We start from the raw sequence: 16,354 nt of genomic DNA, 5'->3' as shown, positions 1-16,354 counted from the left end.
ACGATCGTGGGATGGCGGGTCGCCTCACACATGCGCACCACGATGGTCCTGGATGCGATCGAGATGGCCCGCTGGTCACGTGGCACCCAGCTGACCGGGCTGCGGTGTCACAGCGATGCCGGCAGCCAGTTCACGTCGATTCGCTACGGCGAGCGCCTCGCCGAAATCGGAGCAACTCCCTCGATCGGCACCGTCGCTGACTCCTACGACAATGCCCTGGCCGAGACGGTCAATGGCTACTACAAAGCCGAACTCATCCGCGGCCCCGCACGTGAGGGACGGCCGTGGAAGACCGTCGAGGACGTCGAGCTGGCCACCTTGAGCTGGGTCCACTGGCACAACAACGACCGCCTGCACGGCTACCTCCATGACGTGCCGCCAGCAGAATTCGAGGAGACGTTCTACGCTACGAAACGGGCCGACCAGACCCTGGTCGGAATCCAATAGCCCGAGCCTCCATCAGACCCAGTGCGATTCAGTCTGCGCAACGCTCCGACAGTGGTGGAGAGTCGATCGGAGCGTGCCCAGGTGTGTCGCAGTAGAGGATCGTTAATCGCGACAGCGTCAGCAAAGCTCGTTGGGACGCCGCTGAGCTCTACCGAAGTAGGGGTGTGACTGTCAGCGATTGGAGGTGATCGCGGATTGGATCGAACAAAGATGTATTGCGCACTCCTGTATCAACGATTGTCCCCAGGGAGACCTTCCTCAGGCGTTCTTTTCCCTTCTAGCCACCATGGTTGTTCGTCATTCCTGGCAGAAAAAAGGGCTTCAGTGTACGACTCTCTAAATTTCATCACTCGGTCGACAGGGCCAGACACGCCGAGGGCCGCGTGAACTCTGCCATTTGAATCTGATAAGGGAACAGCTATGCCTCCCACATCGGCACGCCACTCTCCTCGATTCAATGCAAAACCTTGCTCCAGGATAGATTGGAGTTCAGATCGGAACTCTGCGGAATCAACAATGGTCCGAGGAGTGTAGCTCACCAAACCGCTAGAACAAATATCATCAACTTCTGTCGGGTCCTGGTAGGCGAGCAGTGTCTTTCCAGTAGCAACCGCAGACGCAGGTGATCGACCACCCAATGCGGTATAACTTCGAATTGGCTGCGTACCATCTCTCTTATCTATGTACAGCACCTCATTTTGTCCGATATAAATCGCCAGGTGCACCGTTTCTGCAGTATTCTCACGAACGCGGTTAACGACCTCTCGATAAATAAATCGCGACGTGTCGTCGAGTAGGATCGAACTGGTCAACGACCAGAAAGTGCCGCTCAGACGATATTCATCCCTGTGGTCCGGGCCAGCGACCCAGCCTTCAGATCGCAAGGTTACTAAGATTCGATACGCTGACTGCCGCTGAAGCCCCAATCTGTCTGCGATGTACCCCACTTGCGACGGTCCATGGGTTAGTAGTTCAACAACTTGCAGCCCGTTTTTAAGCGTGCTTAGAACCGACTTGCCCGAATTACGATCACCTTCATGTCGTTCCATGTTCACATTATGTCACACAGTCTTCCGCGCGAACACCGCCACCATCTCGACCGCTGGCTTCCCAGAGTTAAACGTGCGAGCGAGGACGGAGATAACGGAAGTGCGGCCTGGAAACGGCAGACCGGTGGGTAGAATTGGACAATCCTACCCACCGGTCGTCAGTGTATCGCGGGTACAACTAACCATGTAGATCTGCCGTCACGTGACCGATTGGGGCTGGCCGAACTCTACTTAAGTTAATCGCACTTCACATCAACCGCACGGTCAATTGGATGATCCGGATCAAATCCGTCCTGCCAAAGAACGGTTGAGTGAAATCCGCTTTGTTCACTCGGCTACACGAACCAAGGTTCTCCCAGATGACCCACCGGAAATCAATTCAGACGCGCGGTCTGAGGCATCTTCGAGCCTTACTTCAGTCACCCAAGATTCGTCGTACTCGACGCCCGAGAAGCCTTCGAGCAAAGCATCCCATTTGTTGGATCGACTCTCGATCGGAACATACACGGAATCGATACCGATAAGACGCACCCCGCGCAAAATGAACGGCAGAATCGAGGTATTCAAGGACATGCCGGCAGCATTGCCGCATGCCGCCACAATGCCGCCGTAACCCATTCTGGAGAGAAGCCCGGCCAGTGGGTCACCGCCAACACAATCAACCGCATTGGACCATGTTTCTGAACCAAACTTGCGTTCTTCCGAGACTGCGTCACGGCCTAGTACGTTAGAGGCCCCAAGGTCCCGGAGCTTCGAGTGGTGCTCCTCTGAACCTGAAATTGCAGTTACTTCCCACCCGCGCTGTGCAAGCAATGAAACTGCAATAGACCCGACACCGCCGGACGACCCGGTCACAACGACTTCACGAGAATTCGCCTGTTGCTCGAGAGCCTCAATGCATAGCAGGGCCGTAAAGCCTGCTGTTCCCAGGACCATAACCTCGCGTGCGGATGATCGTTCAGGAATACGCAAGACACGCGACGCAGGAACAACGAGTTCCCGCGCGAGTCCTCCGTTGACTTCCTCTCCGACTCCAAGTCCTGTCCCGAAGACCTGGGTCCCTGTCGGAAATTCACTGACCGAGGACTCTGTCACCTCTCCTGCGAAGTCAATGCCTGGAATGAGTGGAAGGCTTCTTGCAATGCGACCAGATCCGGTTAACGCGAGAGCGTCCTTATAGTTGATAGATGAATACTCAACACGGACTCGAAGTTCTCCATCCCCTAGGTCGGGATGGCTAAACTCTTCGAAGACTGCTGGTGCCCCATGTTCGTATACGCGCCACCCGTTTGTGGACCCCATTTCTTACGCCTCCTCGTAGTACTTGAATGCCATGAGACCGTGGGTCTCTGCGCCGCCAGCACGCATAGCGGCAGCGATGTGTGTGACCCTTGCCAGCTCTTCCTTGGTCACCCCTGCCTTGCGGGCGCCCTCAGTATGACCCTTGATGCAGTGAGGACACTGCGTAGTAAAAGCAACCCCGAGGGCGATGAGTTCAGTGACACGCGCGTCGAGGGGCGAGTCTGGCGAGTGCATGATCGCATCCGCAAATTGTCGGTATGCAGTAAAGCCCTCAGGATCAGCTCGACGGATATCCTTGGTGAACTCTCGATCGTCGTGCGAATACATTCTGATTACCCTCCAACTCCGATAGGTGCCCAAGTACTGACGAACCAGGACTCTTCCCCGGTCATGGGATCATATTTGCGCCGTCTGAGCTCGCCTATATTGGCTCCGTAGACATGAATGCCGACGCAGGGTTCATTTCCGTCACTCCACACTTCGTGAACGTCGTCATCGGTGGTGCAACATACAGTCACTTCTCCGGGACGCCAAGTGACTTCTCCAGTCTCGACAAGTGCAGACGAACTACCCGTCGGCTTCTCGAACTGTTTTTCCGTTTCCCTTCCGGAATAGATTCCGACTACACCCCACGTTTCGTGACCATGAACCGGTGTTCGTTGCCCCACTCCCCAGACTGCGGATGCGACACAAAAATCACCATCGTCGGAAATATAAAGCGGGTACATCACGTAGTGATCAGGGTTGGGAGTCGTGAATGGCGTTGGAAGATCGAAGCCTTTGTCGAGAACCGCCTCCAGGTCGTCTCGTATCTGTGCAGTGAGTTCCTCCTCGGTCAAACCAGACTTCATTTTAGATTCGCATCGGTTCGCGAACTCCGCGATTTCGACAGGGATGTTGCTCATGCCAATCAGTACCTTTCTTGAGTCAGTGGCAAATTTCAGTATGCGCACTAGTTAAAACGAGCGACGACCCTCTCGGAAAGGCTCTTCTCCAAGACCTCTGTAGCTCCGACAATGTTGTCGTCCCCGAACATCTGTAAACGGCTATCGGCCGGCGATCCGTGACAGTCAGAAAGAGACTTTGCCGCGGCGGCCAACTCTTCCTGGTTGAGATATTCGAACACTGCACCCCATGCCACGGCTTCATCTCTGCACATTTCCTTATCGAGAGCCATCAGTCGGAATGCACGGGATGGTCCGACTCTTGCAACCAGTCTCTTCACCCCCAGTCTCAGTCCTTTCCGGTACCCGGGGAACCTCCACGTTGCGTCGTTCGCAGCAAACACGAAGTCACAGGCAAGAGAGAGATCTGCACCAGCACCGATCGCCTTGCCCTCGACAAGCGCCACTGTCCAGAACGGTACCGACTGAAGTCGACTCAAGAGACCACCTACTCTGCGAAAATAATCCATGCGGTCATCATTGGAAAGCAGCTTCATCGCTTTCAAGTCCACGCCAGCCGAGAAAACCTCGAAAGCGGAGGATAGAACGGCGACATCCACAGAATTGGAGGCAGCCAAGTCATCGAGTACTGCGGTCAGTTCCTCGAGAAGCTCCGAACTGAGGGCGTTAACTGGGCCATTGCTGAGCGTAATCCATACGATTCCATCCTCCAGTTGAACATTAGTTAGTGCCCGCTGGTTGGTTAGCATTAACTTCCTCCTTAGAATTGCTGGGAGGCCGACCAGGCAAATCAAGGTGTTTTTCATCTACCCTGACCGGGTAACGCACAAACGGCATTGGGCCGAAGTCATCAACATCGACTACGTCCAACAGCCCAGTGGCCCGCACATGTTCTGAAGCCAGTGCCTCCGAGAACGGTGACACTGGCCCACAAGGGACTCCTGCGTCACGCAGCAGATTCAACCAATGGTCTTGGCTGTCTCCTACGAATCGCGCTTGCAAAATCGACTCGAGTTCAAGCTGGTTCTCGACTCGGCCACGCTGGGTGTCGAAGCGGGGATCGAGCAAAGCTTGCAGTCCGATGGCCTCCCGCATGGACCGCCAGAGCTTGTCATTGCCGGCGGCGACAGTGAACCATCCGTCAGAGGCATGGAACGCCTGGTAGGGAGCATTACGCGGATGTGCTGTCCCGAGAGCGATAGGATCGCGTCCGCTGCCCCAGTATTCGCTAGTCTGGAGCGCGGATATGGCCATCACGCAATCAAACATCGACGCTTCCAGGTGGACCCCTCGTGATTCCCGAACAGCCACCGGGAGCCATGCGATGATACTCATCGCCGTGTAGAGACCTGTTACGAAGTCAGCTACCGGGACCCCACACTTGGCTGGTGGACCGTCCTTCTCGCCGGTCACAGACATTAGTCCGGTCATTCCTTGGATGACTACGTCGAACGCTCCAACGTGGGCAAACGGGCTCGTAGATCCAAAACCACTGATCTCTGCGAACACGAATGGAGACTTCTTTCGCCGCTCTCTGAGCGTCTCAAACCCAAAACCGAGTTTCGCCAGCACATCGGGTCGGTAATTCGATACGATCACATCTGCGCTGTCCGCAAGTTCTGCTACGTCAGCCCACTCTGTGTGATCTTTGAGGTCGGCGAAAAGTGATTGTTTGCCAATATTGACTGAAGCGAAATTCAGACTGTATCCCTCGCCGTTATTTGCACGAGGTGGCCAACTGCGCATTTGATCACCAGCCGGCGGCTCAATTTTGATTACCTCCGCCCCGAGCTTTGCTAGAAGGTCGCAGGTAAATGGACCCGCTGCCACGTGACCGAATTCAAGTACCTTCACGCCCGACAGGGGGAGTGCCGAATTAGAGTTGTTACTCCACATTGTATTCCTCAGCAATCTCGGCTACCGCCGCAGGATCGACCTGTGACCAGGCAGCATTGTTCAAGTCGAATGCGAGTACGTCCTCGGCGGAGACTTCTTCAGTGATGACATCATATTCGTTCATCAATTGAATGCTCGACTGGACATCTTCAGCAGAAAGGGTTCCCAGCGGGAGTCCGTCAGTTTGGACACCACCGTCGACAAACCTCTTTTCGGCGACAGGCATCATTTGCGAGAGGACCTCGTCCCAGCTACCTTGGGGCCGCTGCTCCGGAAACTGCTTGAATTGAAGATCAATTGCTGCTTCGGGATTGGTCGCACTGAAGATTGCGCCCTTGATCAAGCCGATAAGGAACTTCTCGACAACATCCGGCCTCTGCTCGATGGTCTCTTTGAGGGTTGCAATACCCAGAAGTCCATTGTAGTTATCAAGCTCGGACGGAAGCGCCCTGAGACCGTCTGTCGTCAAGTTCCCGACAACGCCGGCGGGGCCGTCGTACGACGCATATGCTTCGACATGACCGCTGTTCAACGCTTCCGCGGCTTGGTTCCCAGTACCAACGGGCAGCCAGTCAACTTCAGTTTCAGTATCGACGCCGCCCGACTCGAGAGCTGCAACGCCAAAAAGATAGCTCGCGCTGCTCAGTGACTGGGCGCCAACCGTCTTCCCCTTGAGCTCCTCGATCGATTGAATCGGGGAATCTTCCGGCACGTAAACACGCCAGACATTCGGGCCAGTAAGAGAAATCACCTGAATGTCGGGATTCCTCGCAGCTTCCTGGAAGAATGAACTGGTACCGCCATTAATGATGTCGGCTCGGCCTCCAGCCAACATCTGCACCGAAGCGGTCGCGCCTTCCGTGCCTTGGACATCGACGTCTAAGCCTTCGTCCTTCCAGAAACCCATCTGTTCAGGAACCGCCACATACGGGGCGGTGGTTATTTCAAGGTTGGGGCTTCCAACTGCGAATGTCACAGCGGTGTCATCACCCTGGTCGCCAGCACCGCAAGCTGAAAGGCCGAGTACAGAGGCCATAGCAATGCATGCACCAACAAAAATTGAACGCGTCCCGCGATTCTTCATGACTTAATCTCCACTTCGAACGGGTGGCCTACTCGCCGGTGAACTTTGGGGTGCGCTTCTCCTTGAATGCCTGAATGCCCTCGGCTTTATCGGCGCTATTCTGAATATCCCAGAGGACCTTTCTGGTCAACGCATAATCATGGGAAGCGGACGAGGGGACAATCTGGTCCACAAACGACTTGATTGCAACATTCACCTTTGGTGCATTGGATGCGATCTTAAGTGCAACTTCCATTGCTTCATCCCGAGGGTCGTCGTCCTCGGTGATTCGATTCATCATCCCGTACTGCAATGCCCTTTCGGCAGGGAAGGGCTCACACATGAGCATGAACTCGGATGCAATCTTCTGCGGGATTCGGACAGCGGTGCCGGCAACCAGACCGCCAGTGAACCCCACCTGAGCCTCTGGGTAGTAGAAGGTCGTGGACTTTGCGCCGACAACCATGTCTGCGTAGACGGTCAGGACGTAAGCTCCCCCAACGACGTAGCCGAACGTTGCGACGACGAACGGCTTCGTCACAGTGACGCCGAGGCCCGGGATTGCCCTCCAGAGCTCAACCGGTTCATCGTTCAGATCCGCGCCAACGGAGAATGACTTGTTTCCAGCAGCAGTAACAAGTGCGCAGCGTGCATCCGAGGCTTCGTACTCAGCCCATGCGTCGTGCAGGCTCTCAGCCATCTCGGTGTCGATTGCATTGATCTTGTCCGGACGGTTCAGCTTGATCTCAAAGACGCCACCGTCGTGATGCGTGGTTTCAACCTTCATTGCTTACTCCTTCGTGGGTACGTGCCTGATTGATTACTTCAATATCGGCGAGAACGTCTAGGTCCTGTGGGTCGATATCCAGCCAGCTAGATAAGACCTCGCAGGTGTGCTCGCCACGAGCAGGTGCTGCTTTCAGCAGTTCGAGTCGCTCTCCTCCAATCGTCGCCGGCGAACCGGGGTAGCGGTGGGTACCGCATGACGGCTGATCAACCCAGTCAAAGAGCCCTCTCGTTTCCTCTGCGGTCATAAGTTCAGACGGATTTCTGATCGGATACGACACGGTGTCCTCACCAATAGTCCTGGTTGCGATCGGAACGCCGTCTTCGTATTTAATCTCCTGTTCGGCGCGCCTGTCCTCGTTGCCCTTTGGCCTCTCGACGGGCAGTTTCGCATGCAGAAATTCAGGCATTATGGAAACCATCGCTTCTGCTTGAGCGAGTTCGAGTGCAATCGGCCGACCCGACCGACGTCGCAGATATAGGGATCCGACCATGGCGAGAGCAGAGAAGGCGCCGGCAACCGGATCACCTAAAGCGAAGCCGGTAAGCAGGGGCGCTTCGAGGCTTCCAGTGAAAAAGGCTGCGCTGCTGAACGCGTCGTATTGCGCGCCTAGCGCCATGTCAGCGGCTTCGGGACCGTTTGATGCAAATCCTGGCATTTGAACCACATTGCAACTTGCTCCGGTCTGCCAAAAGTCACTACTGGCGAGCGACAGTCGTTCCATCACGCCGGGTCGCGTATTCGATACGACGATGTCAGCCGACCTGGACAGATCGTAGATAAGCTGCCTGCCGTTAACTGACTTGAAGTCAATCGAGATCGCTCGCTTGCCACGGTTCTGAGTGTTGAACCAAGCGTTCCGGTTCTCGAAATCCGGCCCAGGTTCGAGATCAGGGTATCGGTTAGATGGTCCAAGCTTGCGCAGCCAATCCGGCCTAGATGGCGACTCGACCTTGACAACATCGGCTCCAAGTTCGGTCAAAATGCGCGTCGCATAAGGTCCAGACCAGACCTGTGTGAAGTCGAGGATTCTAACACCCTCCAGTGGGAGTCCGTCGGAGGAGTTAGTCTCCGTCGGAGGCTCCCATACTCCGCCTTCGCCGACAACCCGGAATGGAACATGGACCGGTTTTTCGCTGTTTCGAGGGTACCTCTCTACGACTTCGGAGGGTTTCGCGATCTGTGCGATAGCAACATTTGCCTCGCGTCCGGCATCCAGTACTTCCGTCGTGCTCTTTCCGCCGGCCCAGTGCTCAAAAACAGTCCCCAGCTCTATCGAGTTTTCAAACCGAGCATCAATGTTTTCGAACTTGCTTTCCGGCTGGGGAGTGAAATCTCCCAAGAGTCTCGCGATGCTTGGCCAGTCGAATCCGGCATATATTACGACGAACCCGTCTCGTGTGGGGGTCACATACCGCGGTCCCGACTGCGCAGACGTAGTTTCAGTGCCATTGTATTCGTATTGAACAGTCGGGTACGGGAGTAGCGCTGTGACCATTTGGATCAGATCGATGCGTATATCGGCTGGCTTGCCAGCTTGTCGATACAACTGACCTAGCGACGCTGTTAGCCCGTAGATCGCGGCGAGATAGGCGTATCGGTCACCGAAACCATATACCGGCGTGCCATCGTTCCGATAGGTGTAGGTCGCTGCTCCGCCGAGACAACTTCTCGCGAATTCGTTGTATTCTGTCGCTGCGGGATCATCTAGCGATAAACGTGTCTGAGCGATTCGCGAGCTGCATGGGTTATTTTGATTGCTGATCTCGAGGTCGACTCGGTATTCGTCCTTCTTCGTGTCGACTTGATCGACCTGCTCAAGATATGTCTGGATGAGCGTGTCGTCGGCGTCCCTACTCCGGGGCGCGTGAACGCACTGTTCCACACGTGCCCCTAGTGACCGGAGCAGTCCAGCTGCATACACGGTAGCTGGGGACAGGCTCGTAACGACTGCCGTTACCTCTGAAAACATGTTGTGAGTCATGCGTTGAAACTCCTTGGAAGTGACTTTCGGCCAAGAACGACCAGCATCCGGAGAGTTACGCCGATTGCTGCGAGGATGATGAATACCCCATACATCGTCGGAACGTCGCCGTATGCCTGGGCAGTACTGATGAGATAGCCGAGGCCGGCCTGTGCTCCGACAAGTTCCGCTGCTACTGCGCCCAGCAGTGCGCTAATGATGGCAACATCAAAGCTCGGGAAGATATACGATAGCGAGTTTGGAATGCGAAGATAACGCAATTCCTGCCATCTGTTAGCTTTTACTGACTTGAGCAGATTCAGCTCGTCGGGATCAACATTGGTGAGCCCGGCGATAGCGCTTGTCATTACTGGGAAGAACGCGAGCAGGGCCGCGATGATGACTTTCGGAAGTAGGCCGTAACCCAGTGCCACAATCAGAAGAGGAGCGATAGCAATTTTGGGCATGCACATCAGGGCAAGGATGTACGGATGAAACATCTTTTGTAATACCGTGCTGAATGCGAATACGGCACCGACTACGATTCCGATCACTGATCCAGCAACGAAGCCTACTGCGACCTCTTGGAGTGTAACGAGTACGTGGGGCCACCAGACGCCTTGTCCTAGCCCCTCAACCAGCATTTCGAGAACTGCTTCTGGCCGAGGCAGTAGAAGTGCACTGACCAAACGGAACTCGGCAAGCGCCCACCATAGCGCTAATATCACTAACCCGACTAATACCGGGAGCGCAAACGATTTTGATTTTTGGGTATTTGACGCTGCAGATTGGCTCCGACTTGATGACTTGCGGCGACGTTGGCCTAGCGTTGCCTGCTTGGGTGGAGAAGCATTGTCTGCCTGGGCTGCCTGTGTCGGCACTGCGCTTGCCGTGCTCATTTCCGGGTATCCTCCGTATGTCCAATCAGTTGTCGAATCTCGGCTACCGTTTCGTGGAAGCGCGGTTCTCCTCTCATGCTGTAGGTGCGCGGCCGCGGAAGGTCGACATCGATTACTTTGGTCAATCGTCCGGGCCGTGGCTGCATGACACCGATTCGATCGGAAAGAAAAACTGCCTCAGCGATATTGTGAGTGATGAAAAGAACTGTTTTCGGCGTTTCGGTCCACAATCTGAGTAGCTCTTCGTTCATTGTTTCTCGGGTGAATTCGTCGAGGGCGGAGAATGGCTCGTCCATCAAGAGAAGCTGTGGATCCTGAACCAGTGCTCGAACGATCGACGCTCGTTGCTGCATTCCGCCAGAAAGCTGCCGGGGGTACTTTTCTCCGAATTCAGCTAGACCAGCCATCTCGAGCAGCTCGTCTGCCCGTGCCTTCTTGGCCTTGGTGAGGGTCTGCTTTATTTTGTCGGGCAAGAGAACGTTATCGCGAATTGTTAGCCAGTTGAGCAGTGTGGCCTTTTGGAACACGATGCTGGTGGCGGCGCTAGGTCCGCAGACTTCCTTATTCCCGATTTTCGCTTGCCCTTCGGTTAGGTCGAGCAGGCCTGATAACACATTGAGGAGCGTGCTTTTTCCGCATCCACTCGGACCGACCAAGGAGAAGAACTCTCCCGCCCTGATGTTGAGGTCAGCATTGTGAAGCGCCAGGACGTCTTTTTCCTTAGCGTTCTTGGTTGTGAAGGTTTTTGTCGCGCCGACTACTTCGACGGTGGCGGTACTCATTGGGTGCTCCTGGGGGATCGACCTACCGTGTCATCACTATGTGTCGAGGGATCAACACGTTGTGATTGGACACTATGTGCTGCGGGTCACGTGTGTCAACCATCACAGCGACATCGTCGGCGTTTTGGCGCTTAGGGTTCTCGATGGACGTGGGCCGCCGGAAAGGCGAAGGCTTGACTGCCGGGCCCTTGACCTGCGCTGTCCCCTTGGCCGGACGCTGCGTCGTAAGTTCCTGTTTGCCTCAAGGCTCGAGCTAGCGTTTGGCGCTCGTAGCTCAACGACGCACCGCCATGTTCTGGGCCTGGGATCCGCGTTTCAGCGAGCCGTGTCTGGTCGTCGTTGTGGCGTGCGCATGGTGGGTCGAAGTGCGCCTCCGCGTGCCGATATGGGTAGTGGAAGGCGCGCTTGTATCTGCTTTCGGTCCTGATCTAGACAGGACTGACGGGTCGGGTAGCTAAGTCCCGGTCCTCCCAACTGCGGGATGAATTGACGGTTCTGGATTGACGGCCTCGGTTCGGCGATCGGCGCGCCTTGCAGCGGCGAAGTCCGCAAGTGGGTTGCGCAAGTTGGTTGTACGCTTGGCGGGGTGGTCGAACCCGTAGCGCTGGGCACCGAGCTGTGTGAGGCCTTGCAGTCACCGTCGTGCAGGTCCAACGAGTTGAACTTGCCATCTCTGGGTAGTCGCGACAGCCTGGGTCGCCTGGACCAGCATGTTTCTTCCGCTGGTGAAATCGTGAAGTTCCGCCGATTCGACAGTCGCGGCGACTTCCTATGAAGGTTTCCGAGACGCCCCATGCCCCACGGTGGTTTATCCCGGTGCTGCTCTACGCGGCGCTGGCCAGTTCGGTGGTGACGTCACTGGGTACGCTGCTCGTACCGTTCGTCGCCACGATGTACAACATCCCCGTCAGTCAAGCGCAGTGGATGTTCACGGTGAACCTACTGGTTGGAGCGGTGGCCACGCCCATTATGGGCCGACTGTCCGATGGTCCGCACGCCAAGCGGCTATTGCTCATTGGCCTCGGAGTGATCGTGGTCGGCTCGGTGGTGGCCACGTTCGCCCCGAACTTCACCGTGTTCCTTATCGGCCGCGCCCTGCAGGGGCTGCTCTTCGGGACCGTGCCGGTCACCATTGCATTAGCTCGCCGACACCTAGGTGCCGCCGCGTCTCAACCGGTTATCTCCACCCTGTCAGTGACGGTATCGATCGGCCTGGGACTGGGTTACCCGCTGACTGGCATCCTCGCGGCGACCTTCGACCACCGCGCCGCGTTCGGCTTTGCCGCGCTGGTCGTGATCACGGCGGCGGTCGGCGTGTGGCGCCTGGTCCCTGCCGGCCCGGACCCATTTGCCCCGCGCACCCCGTTCGACACCACCGGCGCTGCCCTGCTTGGTCTTGGGCTGGCGCTGTTCGTGCTGTGGATATCCGAGGCGCCCTCGTGGGGCTGGTTAGCGCCCGGCACTCTCGCAGCCCTGGCCTTCTCGCTGGTCTCGCTCGTCTTGTGGGTGGTACACAGCGTTCGTGCGCCACACCCGTTGGTCAATCTGCGCGTCGTGCGCACGCCGGACGTACTGCTGGCCAATGTCACCTCCATTGGTCTGGGCGTGGCACTGTACATCGGCCTGTCCATCTCGAGCCTCGTGGTACAGGCGCCCGCCTCGTCCGAGTACGGGTTGGAGGTCCCTCTGCTATGGGCAGGGTTCATGATGGCCCCCTTGTCGGTCGGCAGTCTGGCCGCCAACCGCACAGTCCGTGTTCTATCCCACAAGGTGGACATGTCGGTGTTCCTGCCCGTCGGGGCGGCGGTGATGACCTTTGCCTCGGTCCTGTTGTGGCTCGACCACCAGCACGTCTGGTCCCTCGCGCTGGGATTATTCCTGTTCGGCGTAGGTATCGGCTCGGGTTACGCGGCGATGCCGGCGCTCATCGCCCGAAGTGTCACGGTGCACCAGTTGGGGAGTGCGGTGAGCTTCAATCAGGTCCTGCGCACGGTAGGTGGCGTCATTGGGGCGGCGGTTTCGGCCGCTGTGCTCGCTGCCCACCCATCTGAATCCACGCACTCTACCGACGAGGGCATCACCACGGCGTTCGGGCTGGGTGTGGTGTTCTGTTCCTCGGTGCTGGCTGCGTTGGTGGTGCACGCTGTCATGTCACGGCAACGACGAACTCCGTCGCCTTGAATTGCTCTGACTCGGAGCTACAGCTACCTGTGAGCACCAATCTCGGTATCTCAGTTGAGACCTGAGTGTTGAGGGTTGTGATGAGGGCTGCCCGTGTGCTGTCACTGAGCACGGACGTTGAGTTTCCGGTGGGCATAGCGGGCTGGCATGAGGAGGACTTCCGTGTGAGGTGCGAAGGGAACCCAAGCAACCACATCCACCCTGGACGACTGCAGGTGATTCCGTTGGTGGAGCTACCTGTGCACGGCTGGATTCTCGGCCCCGGGCCCAGAAGAAGTGACAGTCTCCCTCGCACGCCAGCACACTCGAACGGGCTTTGGCTAGCTCGGCGTCGAGCAGTGCAGGGCGTCAGGGATCACTTCTACCTCAAGGGGTTCTGGGGCGAGTCCGTCGAGAAGTTCGGCAGCATCTCGCACCATGCGGGGGTCTGGTCGAGGTGGCGGGCCTGGGTGACCAGGCCGTCGATCTCGGGGACGTCGAAGGCCCACCATCCTTCGGAACGGGCGGCGTGGGCAGTGACCTTCATGGCGTCATTCCTGTCTGCTCGTAGAGGGTGCGGGTGGTGTGGGCGTTGATCTCTGTGTGGTGCCCGGGAGCGGTTAGGCGGGCCCCGAGGGCGATGGTCTCAGGTGTCGTCGAATGCGCTGTGGCCCACGGCGTGGTCGTCCACGGCGAGGCGCACCAGGTCGCCAGCCGGTCCGGGGAGGACGCGCGGCCCGGTCCATACGGCGCGCAGTCTGCGCCGCAGGTCGAGTCCGGCCACGTCGACCCTGACCAGATCGCCGTGGGCGCGCTGCTCGGCCACGGCCAGCGTGCTCAGCACCGCCGGTCCGGCCTCGCTGCGCACTGCGGAGCACACTGCGGCGGAGCTGCCGAGTTCCAGGAGTGGCTCAACGCGGCCCGTGCCGGCGAGCGCGGCGTCGAGGGTCGAACGCGTCCCCGACCCGGCCTCGCGGACCACCAGGGGGGTGGAGGTGAGGTCTGCGGGGGTGAGGGGTTCCTGTCGTCGTGACCAGGGGTGGGAGGGGGCGACGACGACGACGAGTTCATCGTGCGCCACCACGACGCTGTGGAGTCCGTCCGGCACCTCGGGCGTCTCGATGAACCCCACGTCGCACCGGCTCTCGATCACGCGCTCGCACACGGTCGCGGAGTTCTGGACCTGCAGACGGACGCCGAGTCCGTCGTGGCGTTGCCGGAACCGGCCCATCCAGCGGGGCAGGAGGTGTTCGGCGGTGGTAAGGCTCGCGCAGATGGTGATGGTCGACTGGTATTTACCGTGGAGCCCCTCGGCGGCGCCGAGCAGGTGGCGGGACTGGGCGAGAACGGCGTGCGCCCAGTGGACGATGACGGTGCCCTCTGGGGTGAGGCTCGAACCCCGCGCACCGCGTGTGACGAGGGTGAAGCCCAGTTGCTTTTCGAGGCGCCGCAGGGCCCGGCTGGCGTTGGGCTGGGCGAGGTCGAGCTGACGGCTGGCGGCGCCGAGGCTGCCGTGCTCGTCCACCGCGAGCAGGAGCTCCAGCGCGCCGAGGTCAGGCCATTCCGTGGGCATTGGCGGGGCCCCTCCTGGTCGGACGTGGGTGGGGTGATACCTCATAGACATATCAGAACTGCATGACTGCCAGGCACTTTTGTCTCTACCGGGCCCGCCCGTGAACGCCGATTCTGGATACATGACTTCCCACGGCCCGCGAGACGGTTCTCTTGCCCTCGATTCCTCTGGTCGCGACGGCAGGCAGGGCCGGGCCACGGCGTCGGGCGGGCCCGACACCGGACCGGGCCGGCGCCCCGGCCGGACCGGCAGGCTCCGCGGCCTGGTGCCCGGGCTCGCGGTGTGCGCGGTGGCGGCGGCTCTGGCGATCGGGATCTCGTCCCTGGCCCCCGCATTGAGCCCGCTGCTCGTCGCGATCATCCTGGGCGCGGTCCTGGTCAACGTGTGGCGACTGCCCGGGTCCTGGCAGCCGGGCCTGGCCTTCTCTTCCCGGACGCTGTTGCGCGCGGGGATCGCGCTACTGGGCCTGCAGCTCCTGCTCTCCGACATTCTGGACCTGGGGTGGGGGGTGATCGCCACGGTCGTGGCCGTGGTGTGCATCGGGATCGTCAGCACGCTGGTCATCGGGTCGATGCTCGGCATCAGCCCCGCGCAGCGTCTGCTCATCGCCTGCGGTTTCTCCATCTGTGGTGCGGCCGCGGTGGCGGCCGCCCCCCGGGTGGCCGCAGCCCGGGAGGAGGAGACCGTCACGGCGGTGGCGCTGGTGGTGCTGTTCGGCACCCTCATGATCCCGGTGATCCCGCTGCTGTCCGCCGCCCTGGGGCTCGGCCCGGTCGAGTCCGGCGTCTGGGCGGGCGCGTCGATCCATGAGGTCGCGCAGGTCGTGGCGGCCGGCAGCGCTCTCGGCGGCACGGCGCTCGGGGTGGCCGTGGTGGTCAAGTTGGCCCGGGTGCTGCTGCTGGCACCGGTCATCATCGGCATCGGTATCAGCATGCGTCGGCGTGCGACCGACACCCCGGATCAGACGCGTCCGCCGTTGGTGCCGCTGTTCATCATCGCGTTCCTGGCCTGTGTGGGTCTGCGGTCCGTCGGGATCGTCCCCGAGGTGGTGCTCGACGTGGCGAAGGTGGCGCAGACCGCCTTGCTGGCCGCGGCGATGTTCGCGCTGGGGACCGGGGTGAGGTTCGCGACCCTGCGCGCGGTCGGGCCCCGCCCCTTCGTGCTGGCCGCTATCGCCACCGTCATCGTGACGGGTGTCGCGCTCGTCGGCGTCCAGCTTCTCTGACCCTGGACCTCCACGCGGACCGGGCGGGGGCCTGGGTAATCCGTCTGTGCCCAGTCATGTAGTCGGGGCCACTTAGAACTCGATGGTTCCATCGGTCGTAGGTGGCTCCCGGGTCTAGTAAGGGATTCACTTGATGTAGTGCGCAGGCCGCTACTTTACGCAATATAAATTATCGGTAACGACCCGACATCACGGTGAGGAAAGCGACCGACGGTAGCCGACGGTCTCACCGCGCCAGCAGCCCCTTGGCGATGTGGGTCACCTGGATCTCGTTGCTGCCCGCGTAGATCATCAGCGACTTGG

At 58.9% G+C, this 16,354-nt stretch carries 16 protein-coding genes; 3 read left to right on the top strand and 13 right to left on the bottom strand.

Annotation, left to right across the window (positions count from 1 at the left end):
* Nucleotides 1–447, top strand: a 447-nt coding sequence (locus tag ACWIE7_RS17140; RefSeq protein WP_454070064.1) for a DDE-type integrase/transposase/recombinase, incomplete at its 5' end; no start/stop codon positions are given.
* Nucleotides 448–677: 230 nt separating this feature from the next.
* Here the strand turns inward: ACWIE7_RS17140 and ACWIE7_RS17135 are convergent.
* From ACWIE7_RS17135 to ACWIE7_RS17085, 11 genes are all read right to left on the bottom strand, one after another.
* A complete protein-coding gene (locus ACWIE7_RS17135; RefSeq protein ID WP_454070063.1) occupies nt 678–1,496 on the bottom strand; it encodes an IclR family transcriptional regulator in 819 nt (272 codons plus the stop codon).
* 327 nt (nt 1,497–1,823) lie between these two features.
* The gene (locus tag ACWIE7_RS17130) at nt 1,824–2,798 is read right to left on the bottom strand and encodes an acrylyl-CoA reductase family protein (protein ID WP_454070062.1); all 975 of its coding nucleotides are present in this window, start codon (nt 2,796–2,798) and stop codon (nt 1,824–1,826) included.
* Between the two features lie 3 nt (nt 2,799–2,801).
* Nucleotides 2,802–3,125: a carboxymuconolactone decarboxylase family protein gene (locus ACWIE7_RS17125; RefSeq protein ID WP_344995330.1), complete on the bottom strand. Its 324-nt coding sequence runs from the start codon at nt 3,123–3,125 to the stop codon at nt 2,802–2,804.
* A 5-nt stretch (nt 3,126–3,130) separates the two neighbouring features.
* Nucleotides 3,131–3,703, bottom strand: coding sequence for a cysteine dioxygenase family protein (locus ACWIE7_RS17120; protein WP_344995333.1), 573 nt, complete (start codon nt 3,701–3,703; stop codon nt 3,131–3,133).
* Between the two features lie 47 nt (nt 3,704–3,750).
* Entirely contained in the window at nt 3,751–4,452 is a 702-nt protein-coding gene (locus ACWIE7_RS17115; protein ID WP_454070061.1) for an enoyl-CoA hydratase/isomerase family protein, read from the bottom strand.
* Nucleotides 4,424–5,599, bottom strand: a complete 1,176-nt coding sequence (locus tag ACWIE7_RS17110) for a CaiB/BaiF CoA transferase family protein (protein ID WP_454070060.1) — start codon at nt 5,597–5,599, stop codon at nt 4,424–4,426. Before ACWIE7_RS17110 ends, ACWIE7_RS17115 begins: the two co-directional genes overlap by 29 nt.
* A complete protein-coding gene (locus ACWIE7_RS17105; protein ID WP_454070059.1) occupies nt 5,589–6,683 on the bottom strand; it encodes an ABC transporter substrate-binding protein in 1,095 nt (364 codons plus the stop codon). Before ACWIE7_RS17105 ends, ACWIE7_RS17110 begins: the two co-directional genes overlap by 11 nt.
* A 28-nt stretch (nt 6,684–6,711) precedes the next feature.
* Nucleotides 6,712–7,449, bottom strand: a complete 738-nt coding sequence (locus ACWIE7_RS17100) for an enoyl-CoA hydratase/isomerase family protein (RefSeq protein WP_344995346.1) — start codon at nt 7,447–7,449, stop codon at nt 6,712–6,714.
* The gene (locus ACWIE7_RS17095) at nt 7,439–9,433 is read right to left on the bottom strand and encodes a CoA transferase (protein ID WP_454070058.1); all 1,995 of its coding nucleotides are present in this window, start codon (nt 9,431–9,433) and stop codon (nt 7,439–7,441) included. Before ACWIE7_RS17095 ends, ACWIE7_RS17100 begins: the two co-directional genes overlap by 11 nt.
* Nucleotides 9,430–10,311, bottom strand: a complete 882-nt coding sequence (locus ACWIE7_RS17090) for an ABC transporter permease (RefSeq protein WP_454070057.1) — start codon at nt 10,309–10,311, stop codon at nt 9,430–9,432. Before ACWIE7_RS17090 ends, ACWIE7_RS17095 begins: the two co-directional genes overlap by 4 nt.
* Nucleotides 10,308–11,093, bottom strand: a complete 786-nt coding sequence (locus ACWIE7_RS17085) for an ABC transporter ATP-binding protein (RefSeq protein ID WP_454070056.1) — start codon at nt 11,091–11,093, stop codon at nt 10,308–10,310. Before ACWIE7_RS17085 ends, ACWIE7_RS17090 begins: the two co-directional genes overlap by 4 nt.
* Before the next feature lie 771 nt (nt 11,094–11,864).
* Here ACWIE7_RS17085 and ACWIE7_RS17080 point away from each other — a divergent pair.
* Nucleotides 11,865–13,274, top strand: a complete 1,410-nt coding sequence (locus ACWIE7_RS17080; protein ID WP_454070055.1) for an MFS transporter — start codon at nt 11,865–11,867, stop codon at nt 13,272–13,274.
* A 361-nt stretch (nt 13,275–13,635) separates the two neighbouring features.
* Here ACWIE7_RS17080 and ACWIE7_RS17075 read toward each other — a convergent pair whose 3' ends face one another.
* Nucleotides 13,636–13,800 carry a hypothetical protein gene (locus tag ACWIE7_RS17075; RefSeq protein ID WP_344995361.1) on the bottom strand — a complete coding sequence of 55 codons (165 nt, stop codon included), beginning with the start codon at nt 13,798–13,800 and terminating at the stop codon, nt 13,636–13,638.
* Between the two features lie 99 nt (nt 13,801–13,899).
* Nucleotides 13,900–14,826, bottom strand: a complete 927-nt coding sequence (locus ACWIE7_RS17070; protein WP_454070054.1) for a LysR family transcriptional regulator — start codon at nt 14,824–14,826, stop codon at nt 13,900–13,902.
* A 121-nt stretch (nt 14,827–14,947) separates the two neighbouring features.
* Here ACWIE7_RS17070 and ACWIE7_RS17065 point away from each other — a divergent pair, with 121 nt between their 5' ends.
* Nucleotides 14,948–16,051, top strand: coding sequence for a YeiH family protein (locus ACWIE7_RS17065; protein WP_454070053.1), 1,104 nt, complete (start codon nt 14,948–14,950; stop codon nt 16,049–16,051).
* The last annotated feature ends 303 nt before the right edge of the window (nt 16,052–16,354 follow it).

This window comes from Dietzia sp. NPDC055343 (assembly GCF_053645265.1).
Note: the sequence above shows the minus strand (reverse complement) of the source record. Positions and strands in the feature narration are given on the sequence as shown.